This window comes from Clostridium beijerinckii (assembly GCF_036699995.1).
Taxonomy (GTDB): domain Bacteria; phylum Bacillota; class Clostridia; order Clostridiales; family Clostridiaceae; genus Clostridium; species Clostridium helianthi.
Window position 1 is genome coordinate 3504437 of the sequence record NZ_CP144906.1, and the last position, 26733, is coordinate 3531169.

Genomic DNA, 26733 nt, shown 5'->3' on the forward strand with positions numbered 1-26733 from the left:
AATTTTTAATGAATATTTTTAATTCCTTAAAACTCTTCCTTATAAAAGTTATTTCATAACTATATGATAACGGATATGCATGGACATACTTTGTCCTTAATATATTTTTTCTATTTTACTTTTAAAAATATTCTTAATTCTATACTTGAATAACTATTGGTAATTCTTCAGCATATTCTCTATTGTTTTTTCATCTCATCCCTATATTGCTGTGGTCTTGTAACTTCTAAAAACTCTTTTTGTGAAAGCAGCCACCTTTTTACCCCTTCTCCATATACCTCTGCTTCTATTATTGCTTTTTTATTTTCATCATCATATCCTATGACTTTGGCCGTTGGCAGTCTATCGAGGACTGCCTCTAAGGAATCTCCCCAAAACTTAAATTGTATCTTCATCAATTCACCTGTATACATGAATTGAATTCTTTTTCTAAATTCTCCTTCTTCGAATCTATCTCTATCATATAAAGGAAATTTGTTTCCATCTTCTACAATCTGATATTCTTCAAATCTATCAACTCTAAATACGATCGAATTATCCCCACTCTTTCCATCAACATAACAAATTAAATAAAAATAAAATTCACTAAATATTAATCCAAGAGGCCACAATACATATTCTTTAATTTTTCCATCTTGTCTTCTGTATTTTACTTTTGCTTTTCTTTTATTTCGAACACAAGTATTAATCTCCCATAAAAAATCAATTAGATCTTTATTATGAGTAGGTGGAATATAATGAAATTCTTCATTTCTAATGGTATCTCTAAATAATTCTCTGTCTTCACATTGACTATCTAATATATCTAATATTCTTGTTATTTCCTGCTTTGAAAAAGCTCTAGATTCAAGAAGAATTTTAGCTAGTGCAAATATATCCCTATCTCCGAACTTAAACCCTCCACGTTTGGTGACTTTATATATTGGTTTTGCCTTATTTTTATGACTATCAACTATTATAGTTCTGCCCATTTTCAGGTCTTTTTCTAAAAAGTATCTTAATTCATCAATATCTCTTTGTATTGTTTTGTAAACAACATTATATTCTTTAGACATATCTTCCTTGGTCAAAGCTTCACCTTTATGAAGTTTCTCATATATATCTAGTATTCTATGGGTTTTAAAGTCACTGTCTCTTTTCTTATTTTCCTCTTTTTTTCTTCCCCCACTTTATATCTTCCTCCATTCACTTCTTTAACTAATCTAGACTAGACTTAAGGTAAAACTAATCTATAAAACTAAAAATTCATATCACTTTTTTCGATGATATGAATTTTTAGTAGCTTACCTATAAAGCATTCTCATTCCTTCAATAGCTTCTTTCATTTCTTCCCTAAAATTATCTGGGCCCAGAACCTCAACAAATTTCCCTTGACTCAATAGCCACATCTTTATACCCTTACCAAACATTTTTGCTTCAATTATGTATTTGCCATTATCTTCTTTAATAATCTTAGCATTAGGTAATCTATCTAATACAGCCTCTATAGAACCACCTTTAAATCTAAACTTTATTCGTTCTAATTCTCCAGACTGCATAAATTGTATTAGTTTTCTAAACTCTCCATCTTCAAATCTCTTACTGTGATCTACCTTATAGTTTTTATCTGTAGTAATAAGTTCCCTAATCCTATCTACTCTAAAGATAGTAGGATATTCGTCACTTCTTCCCTCTATAAAACCTATAAGATAAAAATAGTATTCGGAAAACATAAGCCCTTGTGGATATATAATTCTCTTTGACATTTCTTCTTGCATCTTTCCATCTATACCAAGCTTGCAGTATCCTATTTCTAATATTTTTTGCTTTTTAATTGCATCGCTTATTTGCCACAGCTTGTCTAGAAGTTCTGTACCATGTCGCGGTGAAACGTAATTCACTAATTCATTTCCTATAATAAACTTAATATTTTCTTTACCTTCACACACACAATTATCAATCAGATTATTCATCATACCTTTTATCTCGTTTTTTACAAAGCCTCTACTTTCTAACAAAACTTTAGAGATTGCTAGTACTTCTTTTTCATTTAGAGTTTTACTATGCTTTCCTTTTAGGATATATCCATCTTTCTCTGCTATAACTTCTTCTCCAATTAACTCTCCATTAGAATCTTTAGATTCTTCAGAAACAAAATCTTTAATTTCTTTTATATATCTATAAAAAGTTCTTTCATTAATTTTAAATTTGTTTAATACATCATCCTTTGTAACTACTTTCCCATCTTTTAATTCATTATAAATAAATAACAACACATATGATTTAGATTCTTCCATATTAAATACGTTAACCTTTCCTATTTTACCATTTATATTATATTATTACACATTTCTCCTTAAATTTCATCTTTTTTTAGTTTATTCTTGTACATTTCTGCATCAGCCTCTTTTATCAAATCATTAATAGACATTTTCTTTTTTATTTCCTGCTTATATTCATAAAATCCATAACTTAGGCTTAAATTATAAATGGTATTATTTTCATTAAATCCATCTACCTTTTTGCAGATTTTATGCCATATATTATTTACTTCTTTCATAGTTGTTTTTGGGAAAACTATCAAAAATTCATCTCCTCCCATCCTGATTATGAAATCAGTTTTTCTTATACTCTCTTTTAGAATATTTGTTACATTTATTAATAAGTTGTCCCCTTCTTCATGACCAAAAGTATCATTTACAATCTTTAATCTATCTACATCAACAAAGCACACTACAATATTCTTCCCATTGCTTTTTGATGAGTAAAACTCTTCACTTAACACTTCTAAGCCTGCTCTTCTATTTAATACTCCAGTCATCACATCTGTATTTGCATAATAACTTAGCTTTTCTCTTTCCGAATATAGTCTTTTTAATATCTCATCCTTCTGTACTAATAATTTAATAAGTGCTTTTTTATCCATATTTTCATAATCCAATCAAAATCCCTACCTCAACATTGATATTTGCTAAACTTTACCTTTAATTATACACAATGCGATGACAATAACTGTCAGTGTGAATTAGAAAAATAAAAAAATCTAAAGTAGAATTATTTAACTATAAACTTCTACTTTAGACTACTATCTTTTTTGTATTTTGAATAATATGAACCGTATTATTGATGTTAATGATAATGGTGAACTTTTCAATTTCTATAATCATTTCATTAATTAAGTAATATCAATAATCCTAATTGCATTATTTCTTATAACTTGATGTATATGTAATAACATAAATCCTTATTTAAAACTTATTCGATAAATTTTAAGTTATAATTACTGTAGTATTAATACCATCATATCCTGCTATTATTATTCTTTACTAAATATTGTTGATAGCTTAAGCAACAATCATTATACTTCGTTTCATCTTTAAAATTCCAGCACTGAGGGTGATAATGCTTTATTATACATATTGACTTATGTCCTACGTTCCATTCATTGATCCAATCATTGTATTTATCTAAATTAAGATTTGTGTTCAATTGCTCTTTTGGTATTAGCATTTCTAGTATATACATTACATTAGCTGTCACAATAATATCAGGATTAATTAATTCTATTTCCTTCAAAATCAAATCTTTGTCCTTCTTTGCAAAATCCTCAATCTCTGACATATTTGATACAGATGCTCCAAATGTTTTTTTCAAATTTAATATAGCAATATTCTTTAAATTACCACTTTCTATCTTTTTATGTATTTCATTAAAATCAGTTATATTATTAATATCTGTATTTAATAGTCCTTGTGACCATAAAAATATATTTCTCCAGGTAGCATACTGATTTAGTTTTTTAACATCTTTTCTTAACCCAAAAGCTAAATTCATATTTCCATCATCATCTTTTTCTTGCTCACCGTTAGGTTCTTTCAAAATAAATAATATTTTCTTCCCTGTTTCATCCCATGTATCATTATCAACTATTCCGTCTTTAACATATTTTTCAACATCATAGACATTTCTGTCCCTTCCTTCTTTTTGCCACTCTCTTTCCCATAATTCAAATAATTCACCCAAATTTTTTATATGGTTCATAATAATGTCTCCTTATATCTTAAATTATTAATTTTCTGTATATACTTTGTTTAAATTATTCTCCAATTAGAATTATTTCGATTTTATCTTTTAAAATTTCATCTTTCACTTCCTTCATATTACAGCATATCTCTTCACATTTAAATTTACCTTGAATTAATTCAAAAATTTCATTTACTCTACTAAAATTTAAATATTCATACGATTTAATGATTATTGACATACTAAATATTCCATAATCTTTTTCTTTTAAATAGTTTCCAATAGCATCCTGAGCAGCTTCTAAATGATTATCCATATCATAAATCTTACTCATTCCTATACATGGCAAAATTCTCATCTGTAAAATCATTTCTTCTACACTTATTCAGAAACATACTGATAAATTTCATTTCTCAAGCTTTTAGCTAGTTCATATAAAAATGATATAATACTACTACCTTCAAATTCAGTATTATAAAAATCCATTCCAGCCAATATATTAGCAATATAATGACACTTCCAATTACACTCTTCTTCCTTACCTAACAGATAGCAATCTACAAAATCAACGAATAACCCAAGACTTGATAATGGTATATATTTTTCATAGAAAGAGTATTTTAATAAAATCCTTTCGAGTATTTTTTTCTTTCTATAGTTATTCATACATTTTAATTTAATAACTTGTTCCATTTTTGCATCTATATTATTCTTTTGGTATAAATTATAGATTTCAATAAATTCCTTATCTGCTTCTTCATTAATATTATCAAGATCATTTTCTTGACTATTCATATTACTTCTCATATTCACATCATCACTACCTCTATTAGAATATTACCTATAAACTTTTCCTATTTCTTCTTGCATCTTTTTATCTATACCTGGCTTACAATATCCTATCTTTAATATCTTTTGATTTTCTATCGCATTACTAATTTGCCACAGATTGTCCAAAGTTCTACATCATGTGTGGTGAAACATAATTTACCAATTTATTTTCTATGATAAATTATATCATCTCATATTTGATGATAATATGCTATTTATAGTATATTATTCACTTTTTCCTTAAATCTCCTAATCCTTATCTTATTTTTGTACATTTCTGCATCAGCCTTTCTTATTAAATCGTTAATAGACATTTCTTTTTTTATTTCTCGACTGTATTCATAAAATCCATAACTTAAGCTTAAATTGTATTTATCATTATTTTTATTGTTCATCTCTACAGCTCTACAAATTTTATATCATACATTATTGACTTCTTTCATTGTTATATTAGGGAAAACTATCAAAAATTCATCTCCTCCCAACCTGATTATGAAATCAGTTTTTCTTATACTCTCTTTTAGAATATTTGTTACATTTATTAACAAGTTGTCCCCTTCTTCGTGGCCAAAAGTATCATTTGCAATCTTTAATCTATCTACATCAACAAAGCACAATACAATATTTTTCCCATTGCTTTTTGATGAGTAAAACTCTTCACTTAACACTTATAAACCTGATCTTCTATTTAATACTCCAGTCATCACATCTGTACTGGCATAATAGTTTAATTTTTCTTTTTCTAAATACAGTTTATTTAAAATGTTATCCTTTTGTATCAAAATTTTGATAAGAGTTTCTTTGTCTATATTTTCATACTTCACTTAACATCTCTGCTTTAATATTTCTATACTGTAAACTTTTCTTTAATTATACTTTGTTATACTGACATTAACTGTCAGTATGAATTTTAAAAAATAAAATTTTCATAACATAAAAAATCCTATGCCTTTAGATATAGATTTTTTCAAATTATAAAATAAAACATAATATAATTTGCTTATTAATTTCTCTATTATTTCAATGTGATGAGTGTGTTGAATAAATTTATTAAGTCATAACTTAGATATTTTTTGTGACCCTTTTTCATTAAGAATAAATCAAATCTTAAATTAAAGTAAAAGAGGCAATAATCTTTTCCTTGATTACTGCCTCATAAAAAATAATTTAATTAATACCATATTCTTCTGCACGTTCTAATAATTCGAGTATAGCTAACTCTAAACTTTCTTCTGCATTTTTTAATACTTCAGGAGTAAATCTCACAAATTTCAAATTATGATCTTCTACTTCATCAATTTCAATATCTAGATCTGTTCTTCTAGGATAAAATATCAACACTCTCATAACTGGCCTAATAGAATTTTTATATTTAGATCCTTTTTCTCCTTCTTTTATAAATAAATATCGTGTTGAGCAATTATCTCCATAAGCTGTTAATTGTTTTATAACATTTGAATTTGCTTCTCTTTGATATTTAATATACTTTGTAGCCCAAAGACCTTTTCTATCTCTATATTTAAACTCTAAAATTATACTTCCTATATAGACATCGCTTTTATAAACATCTATTCTTCCATCTGGTTGTCTATTACTAGCTGTAATATATAATGGTGTTTTATATATTGATGATTCACTACTGTAATTTGGCATGCTATCATCATATGTTAAGTTCATATAAATATCATCTTTTTTAAATGAAAGCCTTGTACTTGATTCTAATTCGGGTATTAAAACTTTATTGGATTCAATAGTTTGATCAAATAACCATCCACTATCTATTCTAAATCCAAGTTTCTCTCCTATTAGAATTCTACTTATCTTCACAAAGCACCACATTTCATATAATTTATCTGTTCTTTTCCATTGAAATGCAAATTTATTATCTAAAGTAATAGTAAATTCATTTCCTTTTAATTGTTGGTATAATTTATAAATTAAATTATATCTTGAATCAAAAAACAATGTATGTGGAAGATTAATTTCAATTTTATTTGAGACACTTTTGAACCATTCTACAGAATTTAATATACTAATTGAATTCTTCATTTTTGTGGCTAAATTCATTAACTTTTTTACATATTCAATAGTTCTTTCTTCGTCTTTTATTTTATTCTCATTATTTTTGTATCTTTCTAATTTTTTTATATTGATTTTCTTTTTATATACAAAATTTTCACTGGCCTCAATAAAATCTTTTAAAAACATTCCAATTTCTATAACTATTTTTTTTATCCATTGATTCTCAGGTAAGTCATAATTCAATTCAATTGTCGGTTGTTTTAAAAATCCTTCCTCTAAATCTCCTTGCAAATAACCCCTTATAGTTATCTCATCAATAGATTTAGCCTCATCTTCTCTTACAGTTTTATATATTTTTTTTATTTTATAATTCGGTTTAATTTTCAAATCTTCTAAAGCTGCCATTACATTAAAAAATTTGCTTTCTATAATAAAAAATTTGTACAAATCTATAGGCAAATCATCTATAAAAACTTCACCAATTGATATATTTTTTTTAATTAATTCAAATGCAAGTCCATTAATTTCTTCTTCTAAATCATCCTTAACTATTTCTAGTTCCTTTTCTGTAAATAATTTAGGATCTACTTTCATTTTAGAATAAAACTTTTTATTATGTATTTCAACAATTATTCTAAATGTTCCAGGTATTAATGGAAAATTATCAACAGTATATAGATCAATTAAATTATTAGAAGGTTCTATATATACATCCCCATCATCTTCTTTTACAATATCATTATTAAGTGTTTCTATTCCATCAATATAAAGCTTGGCATTATTATCTTCACATCTAAATAGTAATTTAGTACTAACATTCTCCTTTATTACTATTGCATCTTCCAAATTATAAAAATCCATTTCTTGATCAAAAAATTTTGCTTGTTGTGGACTGTTATTTTGTGTAATTTCTATTAAAAATTCATTATTATCTTTATATTGTATATCCATAAATTTTCAACTCTTTCGCCTTTTGCTTTATACAATTCCTAGATTTGTTAAAATTTGATATTTCCTCATATTCATCCAGCTTATCAATAATTATGCTATTGCTTATATTATCATCATTTTTATTATAAGTGCCCACTAACTCCTGCATTTGCTCTTGTGAACCCCTAATTTTAGTTAAAACCCTTTGTAATATTTGTAAATCAAATGCTTCTTCTCTAGTTAAAATACTATCATTAGGAATGTTTTTCAAATATAAATCGATTTGCCTTACTATTCTAAAACCTACACCTAAATTTTTATTAGTCTTATTTATTTCTATATTTAATATATTTAATAAATCTAATTCTCTCTCTTTTAATGTAACTTCTGATTGAATTACTTTATATTGATTATATTCAGTAAACATAATTTCAGGACTTCTTATTTGCTTTTCAAATTTCACATCTTTTATTTTAGTAAGTTCTTGTGCACTTAAAGTAATGACATTTGCCCTATCCAAAACCTTATCTGAAAAATGATATGTTGATTCATCTATATTAACTGTTCCTGCAAATAAAATATTATCTCTTATTGTAATCTGCGATGGATATTTATCTGCATTATATAATTTATTTTCTAAATCGCTATTATATAATGTAACTTTTCTTTTCGCTGAATCCATCTCTAAAATAGATAAAAACTGAGAAAAATAATATTCTACTCTAGCTAAATTCATTTCATCAAAGCAAACAATATAAATCTTATCAATATTCTTATCTGCTTGTACTAATGTATCAATTAAACTTGCATCACCTGGTTTATATACATTATGAATAGAGTCTACATATCCTAATAAATCTCTATCATCACACCACGATGGTCTAACTGGTATTATGTTTAGTTGAGAAGAATCTAATCCTAGTGCTTCTCCATACATTTGTACTAATTTACTTTTACCTGTTCCGCTCATTCCAGATAATATTACCAAGTTAGAAGATTTCATAGCTGTATGAAAATTAATTAAATCTTTTTCATAATATACTAATCCAGCCTCTTTAGTTCTCTTAATAAAATTGTTAATAAAATTTTTTTCTTCTACCTTCTCTTCTTGCTCTTCTTCTAAATTTACTTTAGTTTCTTCTATTTCCTCTTCAAATGCTATTCCTTGTTCTATTGCACGCTCCATTTCCAAGTAAACATCTGTACCAACAAATAATATATTCCTAATTTCCGGACTTTGGATTATGTTCAAAAAAAGCTCCTGATTTATATCAGCATGCTTTAAATATTCAAATTCAAATTTAACCTTTCCTCTTGAATAAACATGACCGTTAAAATTCCCTATTACCTTCACATCTTGTTCATCTTTCCACGCAATTATTGATGGTGTATCTGACACTTCATTAGAAATTCCATCTAGCTGATCTATAAATTCCTTCCTACTAACTGAATTTATAAATTCATCAAATTTCCTGTAAAAATTATTTACAGTAAATAATGGCACCGGAATATATTTTGAAGCATTTTTATAATTAGTAGGCTTTTTTACTTGTTTAACATCTTTAACTACAAAATTCTCTCCTTTTTGGACTGGTTTAAATATTAATAATCTTGTTGATAAGAAATTTTTTAATCGGTAAACTCTCTCTTCCTCTGAAAGTGTTATATCGTCTTCAAAGTCACAATCTTGTATATCAGATGTATATACTGTAAAATACCTATTATTTGGGAAACTCTCTGGTTGATCTGATATTAACTTTATAGCAAATTGTAAAGAATTATACTTATTTATAAAAACACTATCCTTCCACGCCCCTCCATACATTTCTTCAGCATCTGCTAAAGTTCCTACCATGTATATATCCCAATTTTTATTCATCTATTTAATTCTCCTTTTTCAAATATTCTCTTAATTTTTTATACGAAGTAAATTCTTTAATCTTATTTGAGTCAATTTTTTCTTCAACATTTATTTTATCTAAATAAGATATATCATACGATAATACCCAAACCTCATTACACTTATTAATAATATCTTTAAAATTTTCTAATTTATTTGGTTCTACTGTACAAATATCATAATTATCTATTTCTTTTATTTCTTTTGAATATATTTCTCCAAAAACTACAACTTTCTTTATCTCCTTTTTCCGTCTTTCCTGTTCAATATTTTCTAAAAGATTCAACTTAGTTTTTAACTTCTCATTGGCGTCCTTTAAAAGCTCTATCGTAGATAAATTTCTATTTATATCTCTTTCTTGAGATGCGTTTATTACCTTAAGCTCATCATATTTCTTTTTAATACTATAAAATTCATTTTGATACTTTTCATTTTCTTTAATATTAACTTGATTTTCTTTTTTTACTTTTTCATTTTCTTCTTGTAACATTGTTTTTTCTTTTTTTAAATTCTTTATATCAGATGTCATTTTTTTATTATTATCCTCTAATGTTGCTCGTTTTTTTTCTAGTTCAAGAACTTTCTTTTTTAAAACATCCATATCTTTATTTAATTTTTCTATCTGTTCACTATAATCATTATTTATTAATTTCTCGTTATTTTTATCTTCTCTAAGTTGCGCTTTTTCTAATTGATTATCTTCTAATAATATATCCTTAATTGTTGCTAAATCAGTTTCACGGCCTCCTATCTTTAATTTATTACTGCTGCTAAAAGATAGAATTTGCTCTAATAATTTAGCCATCTTAATCTTATCTTCTTTACTCATAATATTTAAACTACTAGCTTCTTCTATTTCCAATTCTATATTTTCTTTAGAATCATTGCTAAAATATTCATTGATCGAAGCTTTATATTCAACGTTTGATAGCTCTTTAATTATTAGCTTTTTTGGAGGTGTCATAACTCCATTTTTATATTGTATTGTTCTAAATCCTTTTATTTTTAACTTAACATTCTTAGCAATATTTATTAAATTTTCATTACTTATTATTTCTAACAAGTAACTTACCATTTTGTCATCCACTTTAACTCCCCCTCATTATACAATTATATATACTTTTTCTATATTTTTCTACAATATCAACTTTATTCATAAATAAGTGCTAATTAAAATCCCAAAAAGCAAATATCATAAAATATATACTCTGCTGCCTTCTTGTATTATATGGATATATTATTTCTATGACTAACTCAATTAAAATTAATCATTTTATCCAAACTTACTTTCATCAATCTCTCACTTGCCTCGAGCAGTACCTTCGTAATTTATCTTTTCCAAACTAATACTTCTGACCTACTATCTCCCCCCACATTAATATGAATTCCCACATAAAGTTTTCTATCTTTTGTTTCGTTATTTCATTAGCTTGATCTTCTATTTCATATCACTAATCACAACCATAACTATTACCGTTATCAATTCTTAGCACTTCCTTTATAATAATTTTTCTTCTCCAAATTGCTTTCATATATACGTTATATAGAATTTAACCATATATACTATATGTAGAGGTCAATTTAACATTAAACACAATATGTGTAAAATAATTCATTAAATTTATAGATTTTATGTATGAAGGAGGTTTATATGGATTTTAATTATATCGAAGCTTTAGTTACTAGGTGCAAGGATAATGATGAAGGAGCAAAAGAAAAATTAGCTGAAGAATTTAGGCCATTAATTTATAATATCTCAAAAAGAACTTTCATTGATGGATATAACTCATATGATATTATTCAGGAGTGCTATCAATCACTTTTTAAATCTATTTCTATGTATAACTTAGACAAGCATAGATTCGTTGCTTATGCTACCAATGCGATTAAAAATAATATAAATGATTTGATTAAGAGAATTAAAACCAGAAGCTCTACTGAAGGTAATAATGCTCTAAGTTTGCATGATAATTTTGAAAAGGACATCCCGTCACAAGAAATCTCTCCTGAGACTTCATTATGTGAAATGTGTGATTATGAAGACTTAAGACTAGCTCTAAAAAATTTAACTAAAGATGAGAAAGAACTTATAGATTTTGTATTCTTTAAAAATTATACAGTTCTGGATTATGCCCATATAAAAAATATGTGCTATTCTACTGCTATTGTAAGAAAGAAAAATATTCTAAGAAAAATCCACAATAATATTTCATTTTATTATTAAAGCTAAACGTCTAACAGCTCCAAGGTTAATTTTTTATCCTTGGAGCTGTTATTATTACAATGTGATTTATATTATATTCCAATAGTTTTAAATATTAAATATACACTTTATTCAAAACTAAAATTATTTATAACTTCAGTAGTTTCCTCCACATAGCTATCAACCACTTGATCAATTCCATCACAAATATATCTAAGGCTACAGCCCTGACATTTATCTAGTATCCCATTCTCTAACAAAGAACATTTTAACTCATCCTGAAAAGTAGAATTTCTAATTGCTAAAGCTATAAATGAAATTAAAAAGTATTCATCCAGACATTAACATATGTGTCAGTACCATAGTTAATATTGCTATAGATTATTACCATAATCACATTGTAAATGAAGGCGGTACTCAATAGAAAACAAATTAATGGATTATGGGCTTCAACAATAAACTTAATACCATAATATCAACCAAGCTTGGAATGTGAATTTTTATTTTCTCCTTGAATTAAGTTTAATTTATTCATCTTTTTTATCTTACGATATATAAAAATTAAAGATATCATTGCAGCAAGAAAATCAGCTAATGGAACAGATACAAAAATACCAGTGATTTTAAGAAATATTGGGATGATTAAAATTAATGGTATTAAAAACAAAAATGGTTTCATTATTGATAAAAATAATGCTGGCTTAGGTTTTCCAATATACTGAAAAAAGCTTGAAGCAATTACTTGAACACCTACTAAAGGACTCATAAATATCATTACTCTTAAAATAGGAACAGTCAATGCTATTAATTGATTATCAGATGTAAAAGCACCCGCTATTTTATTTGTAAAACTAATAATTATAATTAAAAATACCAATGAAATTATAACTGATGCTAAAATTGCAAGCTTTAAGCTTTGTTTTACTCTATCGAATTTTTTAGCACCATAATTAAATCCTATAATAGGCTGAAGGGCTTGTCTAATTCCATACATAGTAATGGTAATAAACCCAAATACACGATTATATATACCAATTGCAGAAACATATAAGTCAGATCCGCCATAAACTTTTAATGAATTATTTAATACTATGGCTAGAATTCCATAAGCCAGTTGAGTCATAAACGTAGATAATCCTAAGGAAATCGCTTCCTTTAATAACTTTATATTAATTGTTAAATTTTTAACTTTCACCCCTAAAATTTTGCTATTAAAACAGATGTATACTAGTAAAAATATGAAACATATTATTTGCGAAATGTCTGTAGCAATTGCAGCTCCTTTTATCCCATATTGAAGTCTTGTAACTAATATATAATCTAACGGAATATTAATTACAGGCCCTATTATCATGCTTATCATAGCAATATTAGCATGTCCCTCTGATTGTATGATGCTATTGGCAACAATACTAAAAACGAAAAAAACACTGCAATATAAAGTAATTCTAAAGAATGTTACAGCATAGGGTAGTATATTTTCCAAGGAACCAAAGATATATAACATAGGTCTTATGAAAACGAGTCCTATAACCATAATTAAAATTCCTAATAAAACAGAGGATGTTAATGCGGTCCCCACAGCCTTTTCTGCTCTTAGTTTATCTCCTGCTCCAAGACTTCTAGACGTTATAGAAGCAATTCCAACTCCTATCATTTGAGAAAGCGCCAGTATTATTTGCTGAATAGGAAAGACTATAGTTAAAGCTGCAATTCCCAAGCTACCATTAGGCTGATTACCTATAAAAATTGCATCAATAATGTTATACAATACATTAGCTAAAAATACACTTATAGCAGGAATAGAAAACTTAAAGAGTAATTTTTTGATACTACCTTCCAGAATAAAATTTTCAAGTTCAGTCATATTATTACCTCCTCTTACTTTTCTTTATTATAACAATCCGCGTAAAAGATTTTTTGACCTATCTTGCTGTTATCGGAATAAAAAGATATGCATCAATATTTTTTTGATTAGGTACAAAACCATTGGGATAAAACTCATATGCGTAATTATCGCACGGGACATACAATTCATCATTAAGTAAGCTAAACCAGTTTCTCTGTATCTGAATCTGTATCTTTTCGATTATATTTGTTAAGGAATATACTGCATAATCATTCTCCGGTATATATTTATGTACTAATTGAGCATCTTTCCTGTCAATCTGACTAAAATATCGACTATCAATTCCAGCGATAAAATCGAACTCATAACTCCTCACTTCTTCATTTTTACAAAAATCCAATCCGTAAACCCCATCAATTTGATTATATATTTTATCCAATTGCACTTTTTGAGCAGTTTGATTAAAAATACGTGCAACATCATGTTTTTTATTATCCCCATGATACAATAATCCTGTTATCTCAAAAGAATTTTTATGTATTATTTGATATTCTGTTGCTGTTTCATATGACATCACCCTCTCGATGTCTTCCTGTGTAATTGAATATTTATATAAATTTAAATATTCAATCTTATTGTCACGATAATCCCTTGGTGTAATACCAAAATATGCCTTAAACATACGGGTAAAACTTTCCTGAGAACTATATCCACACATTATAGCTATATTCAATATACTATCTCTTGTCTCTAATAATCTCATCGCTGCAATTGTAAGCCTACGCTTCATTTGATAATCCCCAATATTCTCTCCCAACACTGCTTTGAATAATCTAGCATAGTGAAATTTAGAAAAATTAAACTGCTTCGCAAGTTGTTCTAATGAAACTCCCTCAAGCAAGTGTTTTTCTAAATATTCAATTGCATCCAAAACATAATTCTTTGTATTCATAACATCACCTCATAGATTTTTCTTAATTACTTGATCTAAGCTTATATGACATAAAACTTAAAGCTACCAATGTTGCCTTTTCTAGATTTGATGGATATAATTACCCTATCTTAGAGAAAAAAAAGTACCTATGTTTTTCGCAGAATAGTACTAGAATATCATATCATTATTATACTACAATTTTTTATTATTTTTCCTATATTTTCCTCAATTATAATTTACTGTTTTAATAATATACATGTTAATCAAATTTCAAAACTGTTTTCATTATCCCAAGCCCTCCCCCATCAAATGTAATGTAATCACAATACGTAACCTACGTTTATTGAAAAAATAACCATTGCTATCAATCCAAAGGCTATAATAAATATTACAGATCCATCTATTTTTTACAAAAGTCTTCTCTCTTTTTTAATTCAATTCTTATTTCACTCCTAATCATTTAACAAACACACTCTATAATTTCATTACGCGATTAAAATTTTTCTCCACTAATATTTAAGACGTATTTTCCTATCTTAAACCACATAAAAATCGAACTTTTTTAAGCCAACAGCCTTCAAACCCGTATTATTCCAGCATATTCTTCAGAATATTAGAATATCAGAATATATATTCTAGTATTCTGAAGAATAAATATGGTGGAGAATATATATTCTTTACCATATAAGAATATTGACTAAATGTTTTGAGCTTGTTTTAAATATCTCTCTAAATTTTACAAAGCCTTATGAAAATTCTTGCGCCCTATTGCTTAGCAGCTTAGTACATTCATAAAAATAAAAAAAGAATACCAAAAGCTCTTATTGCTTTAAGTATTCCTTTTAATAATATTTACCTATTATATAATATGCATTTACAAATTTGTTAAAACTTGAGTTCATATCTTTACTAGAAATTATAAATATATTTTCATAGCTTTTCGGAACAAAATATTTATGATTTCGGTGATGCATACGCATAAGTATATTATAGTTGAGTTATCTATAATGCTCATTTCTTCTCACTATTTGTTGTATCCATCAGCTGCGTGAAGCTCAATAATTTATTTTATATCTAATTATTTATATATATTGCAATTCACAATGCACATTTCACAATTCACAATTGCGGCTAAAATTCTTGTAATATTTTTATAATTATGATGAAGAATTATTTTTGCAACGTATATATAATAATTTCATTAACTATTTTAAAATTGTTTATGTACATTCATATATCCATTAAAAGGAGGTGGATATATATGCAGGTAACTGATTTAATTAATCTTGTGGCTAACAATGGCTTTGCTATAGCTGTAGCAGCATATTTGCTAATACGCTTAGAAAGACAAATTGATAACTTATCCTCATCAATTAATAGGTTAAATACTATAATATCAGCTAAACTTGGAGTAGCTATTGATACTGATAGTCCTAATGATGATTCTCATAACGTAGCTTAAGAAAAAGGCAATAAACATTATGAAGTGCCCTCCAAATATTAAATATGAGTGTATCATATTTCTAATATTTTGGGGGACACTTCATTAATTTTCAATGTTTATTGCCTTTAAATTTGTTTAATTATATCCTATTAATCTATTCTTCCAGATTAAGTTCAAATTCATCATTTGTATCTTTAATGTCACCATACTTAAGTAATTTATCCAATATAAGTGAAGCCTTATGCGCCATCGGTCATCCAAATGAAGGATTAGTCTAATGCCTTGTTACAGCTTGCACCTTTTTCATTTATGATGCAGCTAATTATTATTCAAACTCATCCATATTGGCTGTCACTATTCCCTCTGCGCCTTGCCCTTTATCTATTTTTCCAAACCTTTTTAATGAAGAATCATATTCATCTTTAGAAACTTCCTGTCCATTTACATAATAAGTTGCACCTCCATTTATAAATCTACCTGCATTATCCCAACATGAATATACTTCTTTGCATTTATTATTTTCTAATTTATATCCTCTGGCATAATTACTTCCTTGATTTCCACCACAAATGAAAAATACTTTCTCTGAACTACTATATCCATAATAACCACCATGAGAATTTTCTATTTGTTCTACGTTCACATTTCCATTATCATATGTAACTACAAATAATGATTCCCCAGCTAATCCCAAACCACACTCTGAGTTAAATAACATCTCTGAAGTACCATCTTGATTTATATCCAAAATTATAGGGTTATATATTGAAGTTGTATTTGTAGTTTTTTTAATCCAATCTTTATCACTTAATAAACTCTCATATTTCTTTATTTCTTCTGAAGGCTCATTAATATATGCTCCATTTGAATTTAAATAGTATCCATCAATAATTATGTCATGCAGCATATAACCATCATAATCAAAATAATACCATTTTCCATCTATTAAGCTCCAACAATTTTTAGCATATGAATTACCTTCTGTATACCACCAACCTTTAGAATCGCTTTTCCACTGTGCACTTGCACCTATTGGATTTAATGCTAATACTGAAGCTACTATTAATGCACTTGCTATTATTTTTGTTAACTTTAATCTTTTCATGAATTATCCTCCTTACTCACGTTAACCTTCTTTTATAATAAAGTCAGGTTTCTATTTTAATATAACTTAAAACTTAGATTTAATGCCGTAAAAGCAACTATATATCCACTAGGACTTAATTAGATATGTTTGTAATATAGTATTGTAAGATTAGTCAGTATATTTAAAATTCTTTATTCTCTCCTTATTACTCCATTCCACCAAATTTCTCCCACCATCTAGTTCATAAACCTTATTATTATCCTTGTCAATAAAAATTGTGCTAGGCTCATAATCTTGTGGAGTTTCTATAAGTTTAAAACAAATACCATCATTTATATGAAAATCTTTATACCAATCAATACTCATGTTTTTCCCGGATGAATTAACTTTTACTTCCTGATTAGATTTAATATCCATCTTTTCATAAATTAATTTCTTATACTGTTCAACTTCATCTTTTGTTACACCTTCTACCCATTCTCCATATATTCCAATAACATATCCATCAATTACTGTATCTTTCGCCATCTCACCATTACTATAGCAATAATACCAATTATCATAATATTTATTTCTATCATTTATCCATCCAGTTTTCATATAACCATTAGAATCAAAATAATAACTTTTTCCATCTATCTGTGTCAATCCTTTAGCATATGAGCTACCTTCTGAATACCACCAACCTGTAGAATTTTCTCTCCACTGCGCACTTGCTCCTATTGAATTTAATGCCAATACTGAAAGCGCAATTAATGAACCTTCTATTATTTTTGTTAATTTTGTAGTTTTCATTAATTATTTCCCCTTTAACATCATTATTTTGTTTTCTTACTTAATTATTACATGGATAACTAAGTAACAGTCTGTCCATTTTCATAATAACCAAGCTTTCCATATACACCTTCATCATCCATGCATGAATATACTTTTTCAAAAATGATTATTCTTTAATTTGAAATCAACAAAATCCGATATCTAATCAAAGTAGCCAAATTTGACATCATCTGATTTTAAATATTTCTTAATATTTTCTTGAAAACCTTTTTCTTCTTCCTTTGAATCCATTATATAAATTTTCTTTAAATTATTTAATTTTTCAAAAGCAGAAAAATCAGTTACTTGATCAAAACTCATTGCCAAGTTTTCTAAATTATTGCAATTAGTTAAATAATTATATAACCCTGTTTATATAGTTCACACTTTAAACTGGTACGCATACACCATCTTCTCCTGCACGATATCCATCTTTAGTACAATTAGTCATCATATCTCCACTCACATAGAAATAGTACCATTTTCCATCTATTAGTTGCCATCCTTTTGCCCATGCATTATCTATCCTATACCTCCAATTATCAAAAAGAGCATTCTGTTTTTTTACCCATCCGCTTGTAGGCATTTGAGTTAGTGCTCCATCTGCTCCAACATAATATTCATCAGGATAATCAACTATTATTGAATTAGATTTCATAATTCCATTTGCACCAAAGCTATACCACTTTCCGTCTATTTGCTTCCAACTACTCCCTCGCTCTGGTGTAGCTACTGCTGGAGAGCCATCTGAATTGAAATAATACCAATTTCCATCTATCTTTTGCCACCCAGTAGCCCAAGAATCACCTATTCTATACCATCGATTGTATGTATATGAATTTTTTACACTTATCCATTCTCCTTTTTTATCTGACTTTGTATTCTCAATTACTTTCCCTGATTGCTTGCTTACTGTTTCTGCTTGAGCTTCTAATGGCATTAATGTGATTAGTGAAGATGCTAATAATAAATTAGCTATTATCTTTGTTAATTTCATAGTTTTCATTAATTATTCCCCTTTACTCATACAATACTTTACATTTACTCACTTTTTATATCATTCAGTTAATCTCAATTTTTCATCACTTATTCTCTTAATTCTTGCATTTACTATTGAATCCAAGCACCATCAGCACCTAATTGATATCCATCTATTGTTGTATCATGTGCCATTTCTCCATTACTATAGCAATAATACCATTTGCCATTATCATAAATCCAACCAGTTTGAACTATTCCATTTTTAAAGTAGTACCAATATGGATAATTCGCATCTTGAGACCAGCCATTAGTCCCGAACCATCCATGTTGCCCACTATAGTTACCTCCACAAAACTCAAATTCTGCATATATATTTCCATCCTTTAATACAGTTAAACTTCCACCACCAGTACCTCTATATTCGTTATAAATACATTTTGAATTTAATCCATAATAATAATGATTTTTAATGTATTGTTTATTTTTGAAATTATATATTTTTTCATCTATAAGATTAATCTTAGTATCTTCGTAATCGAAATGTTTTTTTACTGTTGTTTCCTCTTCAAATTCAAGATCGTCTGTCGTTAGACTTAGACCATTTTCAAGAGTAGGATTAATCCCTCGTACTATTTCAGCTTTTGCTTTTTCAATATTAACGTTATCTTCTGCATTAGCATAAATCGAATTAGATACTGCTAAAGACATTGCTATAATTGTTAAAGATATTGTTTTTACTAAATTATTTTTAATCATTATTATTTCTCCCCTGTTACGAATTTACTCAACGCTAAAAAGTATTGAGTAAATCTTACTTAGATTTAAACTCTATAAAAAATGCTATCAATAAATTACCAAATAAAAATACTTACATTAATTAGTGTATCTAAATTTACTTAGATAGAGTTTTTATTTTAGCTCTATATTGATTAGTTAATTGCTGAGCCATATCTATTCCTTGTGGAAAAGTACTTTCATTTACCGTATACGCTATAACAACCAACTTATCAGCAGAATCAAAATAAAATCTGATATTAAATCTTGTTATTCCTTCATAATATGAATATGTTACACATTTTTTCTCAGGATTTGACTTCCAATCCGCATACATGTAAAGCATATCACCGCTTGTTACATTTTTAATTTCTGTATTTCCATAAGCAGCCAATACTTCACTTAATGAACTACCAATTTTAATTCCTTTGCTTGTTTGACTTTTATCTTTCCCATACTCAGAATCTTTTTGACTTAAATAACATCCCCAGCCTTTTACGTAATCATTAGCATAAAACCAGTCAATTATATTTTTATATCCTTTTAATGAATTAGTTGTATCAGTTCCTTCAAAATTAAAATCTTCCCTTGATAATGTTCCTGTACCAGTTTTAATTACTGCTCCACTAGCATCTAATGTATTACCATCAACTATAGTATTAGCTTGCATATAGCCACTATAATCAAAATTATAGTATTTTCCATCTATATTTCTCCAACCTATAGCCCAAGAATCATCTCCTTCTGAATACCACCAACCAGTATTATCTTTCCTCCACTCTGCACTTGCTCCTATTGGATTTAATGCTAATACCGAAACTGCTATTAATGAACTTGCTATTATTTTTGTTAATTTTACGTTTTTCATTGATTATTTCCCCCTTGATAATTGTTTTTATATTTTTGTTTTCATTATTTAGATACTTGAACTTACTATTTGGTTTTATTATTTTAATATTTTATTTGCATTTTTTAATACGACGGTGTACATAAAGTTTTCCATTATTGCCTATTGTGGTAATTTCTAGATTTAATTCCCCTTTTAATCCACTATTATCTATTATCTCTACTGTTGTATTTCCTTCCTTCAATGGATTAATTTCTATTTGCTTTTTATCTGGTTCATTAATAATTCCAACAATATTTTCATCATATCCGCTAACTTTAGCAATAGTTCCGTCTGTAAAAACTTTTGATGCAATAAATTTATCTCCTTCTTTAGATTCAGTATGTATTGAAAGACATTCATCCATCTTTTCTAATTTTATATTGCCTTGTTTTCCATTCACATCAGTTATTTTAATATCTTCTTGTCCATTTCCAACATTTGCTTTAATATCTTCGCCTTCAGTTTCATCATAATCTGTTCTTATTATTTCTACACAGCTATAGTCAGGAAGATTATTTGCTATCGCTATGTCACCATCAAGAATATCTACTGAACTAACCCCATCCTCCATTTTTAATTCGCTATATGTAATATAAAAATGTTCCCTTTTATCTATTGGTTCAGGTTTTGTATTTGCATATATTACACCTGCTATTGCAACTGTTGCACTAACCCCTGCTATAGCTGATTTAATTCCAAAAACTTTTTTAGTCACTTTTGCTGTCCCACTGATTTTGCTTGATAAACTTGCATTAGAAATTTGATGTACAGTGCCAATTACAGAACTTCCACTTATACCATTAACTATATCTTTCAGTAGTATATTAGCTTTGTCTAAAGAAATTTGTTCAATTCCTAGCTGATTTTGGAGAAGTAATAATAATACTGGTACTCCTGTTCCGTATAATTTGGTTCCTTTTTTCTCCCAGGTATCTACTTCTGCTTTAATCTTCTTTCGTGCATAATTTAATCTGCTTTTAACTGTTCCTTCTGAACATTCCATATCTTCTGCTACTTCTGATAATGATAATTCATCAAAATAGTATAAATACACTGCTGTTTTTTGTTCTATGGGCAAATTATCAATTATATCTTTTATTATTTTTTGCTTTTCTTTGCTATCTAAAATTTCTTGCGGTAAGAATTCTTCATCTTCCTCAAATTGAGTTTCAAACAAGTCTTTTCCTTCTTCTGATAATAAAATTTCTTTCTTATTCTTTTCAAAGTATCTGTTCGCTTTATTAATTGCTATCCTATTTATCCAACTTTTAATAGCATATGGATCTTTTATAGTTCCTATTTTGCTATTTACAGTCAAGTATGTTTCCTGCATTAAATCAAAACTTGTATGTTCATTTTTGGTGTAACTGTAAAGTAAGTTATATACTTGTTTATTAGTTTCATTATAAATAATTTCAAATGCACTAATATCCCCTTCCCTAAGTTTTTCAGCATAATGTGCCAATTCATTATTGTTCATAGATATATTTCCCCCATTAATTATGGTATTTTACATAATTTATTACATTTTACTATATATATTTCACTAGTGGTACATATTTTATTAATTGTATAAATTATATTAATTGATATATATAACTTATCTCATTTATTTTTACTTCTCTTTAGCCTGACTAATTATTTTATTGTAGATAATTCTTTTTGACTCATATGATAAGCTTTCAGAAAATATTAAATTTTGGAGAAGTATAGTTATAAGGAAACTCGACTCACATTCGTTCGCTGGATACTCACAGATAACTTATCCTCATCAATTAATAGGTTAAATACTATAATATCAGCTAAACTTGGAGTAGCTATTGATACTGATAGTTCTAATGATGATTCTCATAACGTAGCTTAAGAAAAAGATAATAAACATTATAAAGTGCCCTCCAAATATTAAATATGAGTGTATCATATATCTAACATTTGGGGGCACTTCAACTCTCTGATAAATCACTATTTATCTGTATCTTTAGCCTATATTCTTAATTAACTTTTATTTTTAGGAAATTCCTTTCTACTTATATTTCTCTGTAAATGATTAGTTGTTTTCATTAGATATATTTTCTTTTTTTATACAAGGTTTCATCATAGAAAACAGCTCATCAATATTTTTTTGATTTACATTCCAATTAAATATTTGTGTTTGTAATCTACACTCTGATTTAATAGTTACTTTTGTTGTATATTCATTAACACTTTCTAGAGTCAAAATAATATCTTCTCCCCATGACTTCATACTCATTTTGCCTTTAATTATAAAACCATAGCCATTATACTCAGTAACACATTTTATGATTTCGAATTTATTTTTTTCATTAATTCCATATGACAGAGTATCTTTTAGTGTATCAATTGGAATTTCAACAATTCTTTTAGTTTGTACTTTTTTGCCCATTACTTATTCCTTCCAAATTAATTCTATTTCAAGTAATTATCAATATTAGCCTTTTTCTTACAAGGCGGTTTCTATGATTACTATTTATCTTCACAGCTTATATCCAATTTAAACTAACATCTATCTTTTTAACTCTGTAGAGAGTATATATCTGAAAATTCTATTTGTATTTTTTCTATATTAGTTTTAAATAGAATTTTATCTTCCTCTTCTTCATTTTTAATCAATTCTACTGGTAATTCTATTATAAATTCACTACCTTGTCCTTCAACACTTGAAACACTTATTTTCCCACCATGCATTTCAACAAAAGATTTAACAAGATATAATCCTATTCCAGTTCCCTCACATTTTCTTGAAAGAGTGTTATCCACTTTACCAAAACGTTCAAATATAAAATTAAGTTTGTCCTTTGGAATACCATCCCCTTCATCCCTTACTTTAACGTTAACACTTGTTTGTTTATCTATAAACTCAACATATATATTTCCCTTAGAATGACTATATTTAAGAGCATTCGATATTAAATTAAGCATTATACGCTCCATCATATCATGGTCAAATCCCATGATCTTTTCCTCAACGTTTGTATCAAATATAAGTGTTATATCTTTATCATTGACATAAGATGCCACAGATTGAGTGATCTCTTCGATAATATTTACAATATTGCCATTTCTTTTTTTCATTCTAATAAATCCAGAATCAGAATTTAACTTAGTTACATCTAAGAAATTATTTATTATTCTAATCAGTCTTAAACAATTTTGTTTCATTGTTTTAAAGTATGATTTACATTTTTCTATGTTTTCCAAATTATAATTGTAAAAATAAATATTTACAGTTTGAACTGCTGAATAAATTACATTAACAGGTGTCTTAAGCTCGTGAGACATATTAGTAAAAAAGTCCATTATAAGATTGTTAAATTCTCTTGACTCATTAAGTAACTTTAGATTTTTTTCTATATCTTCTTGTAGCGATTCAACTTTCTTTTCAGATGTTATATCTCTTAAAAATGTCAAAACTGATGGTTTCCCTTTATAAGTAAAAAAAGATGATGTATTAATCACCGGAATGAATTCACCATCACAATTTAATATGCTCTCCTCACTTGTAATCTTTACAAGCTTATTATGGCTAATTCTCGAATATTTTTTTTTAATATCTTTGTTAACTTCCGATAAATAATGATTATAAAAGTTCTCTCCCTTTAAACCTAATAATTTAGTTGCACTTGCATTAGCATATATAACTTCTCCATTTGTATGTACAATAATTGAGTTTAATGAATTTTCAAATAACATATCATAACAAATTTTATTATTTAATAATAGAGATTCCATCTCTTTTTTTTCATTGCTTAATGTATTAAGAGTTTCATCTTTCTTTTTATTATTTTCAGCTTCAATATTAACATAATATCCCAAAATCCACGCAACAAGAATAAACACACCACACATTATTAAATCTTTTTGAAAATATACATTAACTCCATTCTCTAAGGGAGCATATAATAAATCTGCTCCAAGAATAACACCACAAGAAAAAAGTGATGTTACTATTCCACATTTAGAACCATATTGAATAATTGAATATATTATTAATAACAGAAATAAATATTTGCATTCACTTTGATATGCTTTGGATAAATATATAGGTATGGATATAATAAATATAAAAATAATGTTATCTATTAACCATGAATTTTTTAATATAATTCTTTTTTGTAAGACTATACCAGTAATTATTAAACACAAAATGAAATTTATTCCAATAAAAAGCGAAGAAAAAATTGACATATATATATTAAATTGAGTATTTTCGTGTATATATAAGCTTGACCAATACTCTGGCAAATTCATATGTATTATTATGCTACTAAATACTATAATTGCAATTTTAATAAAACACATCATTATTTTTAATTTGTTATTGTGTTTACTTGTATAAGTATCCATATGGCTATATTCCTTTCAATAAATAATTATTAAAAGTAAAAATTGTCACTTGAATTTATGACAATTTCTACTTTTAACATTGATATTAATTATTATTAATATCTCTTAAACATTTCGGTTCTTCTGGTTGATATAATCCCCAACCACATGCTGACGCAGAAACTCTAAGTGCCATTCTTTCACAAATATTTGATGTAAATTTAATTAACAAAGTTCTAAAAATATTATTCATTAATTTCATCTCCTCTGCATTCTATATTTATATTAAAGATAATTTGGAATGACTTTCTTATTTTTTAGTACAAATTTCAAAGTTATGATTGACATTATAAATATAATTAAGCTTGGAATCCCATATAGTAATCTTGTCATTGGCTGTAAAACAGAAATATCTGTATCTACATTTAAGCCACTTAGTAATAACATGTTCATAGTCTCACTTAAAGAAAGCATAAAATATAATAAAAAAGTTCCTAGCAGATTTTTTATTAACGGTATATCAATAATAAACATAACAATAATTATAGTTAGCATTATACAAATATCTGTATTTACTCCATAGTATATAGGTAAACATCTTATAATAAAACACAATATAGCTAATACTAAACTTGAAAGTATGTATTTAAACATATCAATAGTTTTTCTAGAAAATATGTGTATCCCCCACATCAAAATAAATGTTTCTGGAATAAGTCTAAAAAAGAAATCTACGCAAGTAAGTCTAAACATTACATTCCTCTCTTTTCTTTAATATTTTATATATTTAAAAGTTAAAGTATTTTCTATATTAATCACTATTTTAAATTATTTTTTACATTTTCTCCTTTTTGCATTGTCATCTTCCACAGGCTTATTTTCATGTATATTTTAACAATCATATTTCTACTATAAAATGATTGTTTTGTTTATCCTATTTTTAAAATTACTTTGTCTTTGGTTCCACGTATGTTCCCATTCCCTCAATTATGTATTTTACGGCGGAGTCAACTTTGTTTAAAAAGTTTATTCCATTTTTAGTAAGAGTAATAGTCTGCCATAAGACTCCAACACTAATACTTTCTATTAATTTTATGTAATACAATTCTGAAAATTTTTCGTTGAGCATGAATAAAATTATTATTATAAATAAAAAAATAAATATAGCAAAAATAGATTTCCTCTTAAATTGCTTTCTAGTTTCAATATTTTTAATAGGCTTCTTAATACTATCTACAGGTGCATTTCTAAAAACTGTTATAAATGCAAATATTATAATACCACCGCTTATTACTGCTACAGTAATACTATTTATGCTGTAAAATATATTATTAATTAAAATTCCAGCTAATACTGCTGAAAATGTTCCTATTATAACACATCGACTTGATGAGGATGCATGTACACCGCCTGAATATTTTCTAAGAATACTGGAAGTAATAGAAAATATTAAAGCTTCATAAAACACTCCAAAAAGTAACCCAGCAATTATGACCCATAAGATAGCAAATAGCATTTGAAACAAATTTATTGCTCCATATACGATTATCTGTTCTTGTTCTTCATTAACATTCAAAAATAACTTTGCATTATTACCAATTTTAGTTGCTATTTTTTCAGCTAGAGACATTTTCGCTCATCCCTTTATTTTTAATAATTATTTCATGATTATTATGCATAATAAAACAAACATAATAACAATGATTAAAATTATGCAAGTTTCTTTA

Annotated in this window: 28 protein-coding genes; 2 read left to right on the forward strand and 26 right to left on the reverse strand. The window is 27.0% G+C overall.

From position 1 onward, the window contains the following. Nucleotides 1-179 precede the first annotated feature (179 nt). The 11 genes from PZA12_RS16080 to PZA12_RS16130 all read right to left on the reverse strand — a co-directional run bounded on the left by PZA12_RS16080 (nt 180) and on the right by PZA12_RS16130 (nt 10772). Complete coding sequence (locus PZA12_RS16080; protein WP_103698369.1) at nt 180-1070, reverse strand: helix-turn-helix transcriptional regulator; 891 nt, start codon at nt 1068-1070, stop codon at nt 180-182. A 213-nt stretch (nt 1071-1283) separates the two neighbouring features. Further along, on the reverse strand, nt 1284-2276 hold the full coding sequence (locus tag PZA12_RS16085) for a helix-turn-helix transcriptional regulator (protein ID WP_103698370.1): 993 nt from the start codon (nt 2274-2276) through the stop codon (nt 1284-1286). A 59-nt stretch (nt 2277-2335) separates the two neighbouring features. Further along, nucleotides 2336-2920, reverse strand: coding sequence for a GGDEF domain-containing protein (locus PZA12_RS16090; RefSeq protein ID WP_103698371.1), 585 nt, complete (start codon nt 2918-2920; stop codon nt 2336-2338). Between the two features lie 359 nt (nt 2921-3279). Further along, a complete protein-coding gene (locus tag PZA12_RS16095; RefSeq protein ID WP_103698372.1) occupies nt 3280-4020 on the reverse strand; it encodes a hypothetical protein in 741 nt (246 codons plus the stop codon). Between the two features lie 55 nt (nt 4021-4075). Next, nucleotides 4076-4372, reverse strand: coding sequence for a hypothetical protein (locus PZA12_RS16100; protein WP_103698373.1), 297 nt, complete (start codon nt 4370-4372; stop codon nt 4076-4078). 11 nt (nt 4373-4383) lie between these two features. Next, on the reverse strand, nt 4384-4797 hold the full coding sequence (locus PZA12_RS16105; RefSeq protein WP_146047542.1) for a hypothetical protein: 414 nt from the start codon (nt 4795-4797) through the stop codon (nt 4384-4386). A 251-nt stretch (nt 4798-5048) separates the two neighbouring features. Then, the gene (locus PZA12_RS16110) at nt 5049-5228 is read right to left on the reverse strand and encodes a hypothetical protein (RefSeq protein ID WP_103698375.1); all 180 of its coding nucleotides are present in this window, start codon (nt 5226-5228) and stop codon (nt 5049-5051) included. 24 nt (nt 5229-5252) lie between these two features. Beyond that, nucleotides 5253-5501: a GGDEF domain-containing protein gene (locus PZA12_RS16115; RefSeq protein WP_103698376.1), complete on the reverse strand. Its 249-nt coding sequence runs from the start codon at nt 5499-5501 to the stop codon at nt 5253-5255. A gap of 499 nt (nt 5502-6000) precedes the next feature. After that, nucleotides 6001-7806 (reverse strand): DUF2357 domain-containing protein, encoded by a 1806-nt coding sequence (locus tag PZA12_RS16120; RefSeq protein WP_103698377.1) that lies wholly within the window; start codon nt 7804-7806, stop codon nt 6001-6003. After that, complete coding sequence (locus PZA12_RS16125; RefSeq protein WP_103698378.1) at nt 7790-9664, reverse strand: McrB family protein; 1875 nt, start codon at nt 9662-9664, stop codon at nt 7790-7792. Before PZA12_RS16125 ends, PZA12_RS16120 begins: the two co-directional genes overlap by 17 nt. Nucleotides 9665-9668: 4 nt before the next feature. Beyond that, nucleotides 9669-10772, reverse strand: coding sequence for a hypothetical protein (locus PZA12_RS16130; protein ID WP_103698379.1), 1104 nt, complete (start codon nt 10770-10772; stop codon nt 9669-9671). A 564-nt stretch (nt 10773-11336) separates the two neighbouring features. On the opposite strand from PZA12_RS16130, the gene PZA12_RS16135 reads away from it, so the two are divergent. Then, a complete protein-coding gene (locus PZA12_RS16135; protein ID WP_103698380.1) occupies nt 11337-11909 on the forward strand; it encodes a sigma-70 family RNA polymerase sigma factor in 573 nt (190 codons plus the stop codon). A 107-nt stretch (nt 11910-12016) separates the two neighbouring features. Here PZA12_RS16135 and PZA12_RS16140 read toward each other — a convergent pair whose 3' ends face one another. From PZA12_RS16140 to PZA12_RS16150, 3 genes are all read right to left on the reverse strand, one after another. After that, nucleotides 12017-12226 (reverse strand): hypothetical protein, encoded by a 210-nt coding sequence (locus PZA12_RS16140; protein WP_103698381.1) that lies wholly within the window; start codon nt 12224-12226, stop codon nt 12017-12019. Between the two features lie 137 nt (nt 12227-12363). Further along, nucleotides 12364-13755, reverse strand: a complete 1392-nt coding sequence (locus PZA12_RS16145; RefSeq protein WP_103698382.1) for an MATE family efflux transporter — start codon at nt 13753-13755, stop codon at nt 12364-12366. Nucleotides 13756-13813: 58 nt separating this feature from the next. Next, on the reverse strand, nt 13814-14689 hold the full coding sequence (locus PZA12_RS16150) for a helix-turn-helix domain-containing protein (RefSeq protein WP_103698383.1): 876 nt from the start codon (nt 14687-14689) through the stop codon (nt 13814-13816). Between the two features lie 1243 nt (nt 14690-15932). Between PZA12_RS16150 and PZA12_RS16155 the strand changes: the two genes are divergently transcribed. Continuing rightward, complete coding sequence (locus PZA12_RS16155) at nt 15933-16133, forward strand: YvrJ family protein (protein WP_017212392.1); 201 nt, start codon at nt 15933-15935, stop codon at nt 16131-16133. Nucleotides 16134-16440: 307 nt separating this feature from the next. Here PZA12_RS16155 and PZA12_RS16160 read toward each other — a convergent pair whose 3' ends face one another. From PZA12_RS16160 to PZA12_RS16215, 12 genes are all read right to left on the reverse strand, one after another. Further along, nucleotides 16441-17220, reverse strand: a complete 780-nt coding sequence (locus PZA12_RS16160; protein WP_103698384.1) for a hypothetical protein — start codon at nt 17218-17220, stop codon at nt 16441-16443. A gap of 150 nt (nt 17221-17370) precedes the next feature. Beyond that, entirely contained in the window at nt 17371-17997 is a 627-nt protein-coding gene (locus PZA12_RS16165) for a hypothetical protein (RefSeq protein ID WP_103698385.1), read from the reverse strand. 183 nt (nt 17998-18180) lie between these two features. Further along, nucleotides 18181-18339: a hypothetical protein gene (locus PZA12_RS16170; protein WP_181006000.1), complete on the reverse strand. Its 159-nt coding sequence runs from the start codon at nt 18337-18339 to the stop codon at nt 18181-18183. A 67-nt stretch (nt 18340-18406) separates the two neighbouring features. Continuing rightward, nucleotides 18407-19024, reverse strand: coding sequence for a hypothetical protein (locus tag PZA12_RS16175; RefSeq protein WP_103698386.1), 618 nt, complete (start codon nt 19022-19024; stop codon nt 18407-18409). A gap of 104 nt (nt 19025-19128) precedes the next feature. Further along, nucleotides 19129-19755: a hypothetical protein gene (locus tag PZA12_RS24965; protein WP_103698387.1), complete on the reverse strand. Its 627-nt coding sequence runs from the start codon at nt 19753-19755 to the stop codon at nt 19129-19131. Between the two features lie 136 nt (nt 19756-19891). Further along, complete coding sequence (locus tag PZA12_RS16185) at nt 19892-20641, reverse strand: hypothetical protein (protein WP_103698388.1); 750 nt, start codon at nt 20639-20641, stop codon at nt 19892-19894. A gap of 91 nt (nt 20642-20732) precedes the next feature. After that, nucleotides 20733-22142 carry an RNA polymerase sigma factor gene (locus PZA12_RS16190; RefSeq protein ID WP_103698389.1) on the reverse strand — a complete coding sequence of 470 codons (1410 nt, stop codon included), beginning with the start codon at nt 22140-22142 and terminating at the stop codon, nt 20733-20735. Between the two features lie 567 nt (nt 22143-22709). Beyond that, nucleotides 22710-23066 carry a hypothetical protein gene (locus tag PZA12_RS16195; RefSeq protein WP_103698390.1) on the reverse strand — a complete coding sequence of 119 codons (357 nt, stop codon included), beginning with the start codon at nt 23064-23066 and terminating at the stop codon, nt 22710-22712. Nucleotides 23067-23194: 128 nt separating this feature from the next. After that, complete coding sequence (locus PZA12_RS16200) at nt 23195-25027, reverse strand: PAS domain-containing sensor histidine kinase (RefSeq protein WP_103698391.1); 1833 nt, start codon at nt 25025-25027, stop codon at nt 23195-23197. An 85-nt stretch (nt 25028-25112) separates the two neighbouring features. Next, nucleotides 25113-25259 (reverse strand): cyclic lactone autoinducer peptide, encoded by a 147-nt coding sequence (locus tag PZA12_RS16205; RefSeq protein WP_103698392.1) that lies wholly within the window; start codon nt 25257-25259, stop codon nt 25113-25115. 32 nt (nt 25260-25291) lie between these two features. Further along, nucleotides 25292-25759 carry a hypothetical protein gene (locus tag PZA12_RS16210; RefSeq protein ID WP_103698393.1) on the reverse strand — a complete coding sequence of 156 codons (468 nt, stop codon included), beginning with the start codon at nt 25757-25759 and terminating at the stop codon, nt 25292-25294. 193 nt (nt 25760-25952) lie between these two features. Then, nucleotides 25953-26636, reverse strand: a complete 684-nt coding sequence (locus PZA12_RS16215; protein WP_103698394.1) for an accessory gene regulator ArgB-like protein — start codon at nt 26634-26636, stop codon at nt 25953-25955. Between the last annotated feature and the right edge of the window lie 97 nt (nt 26637-26733).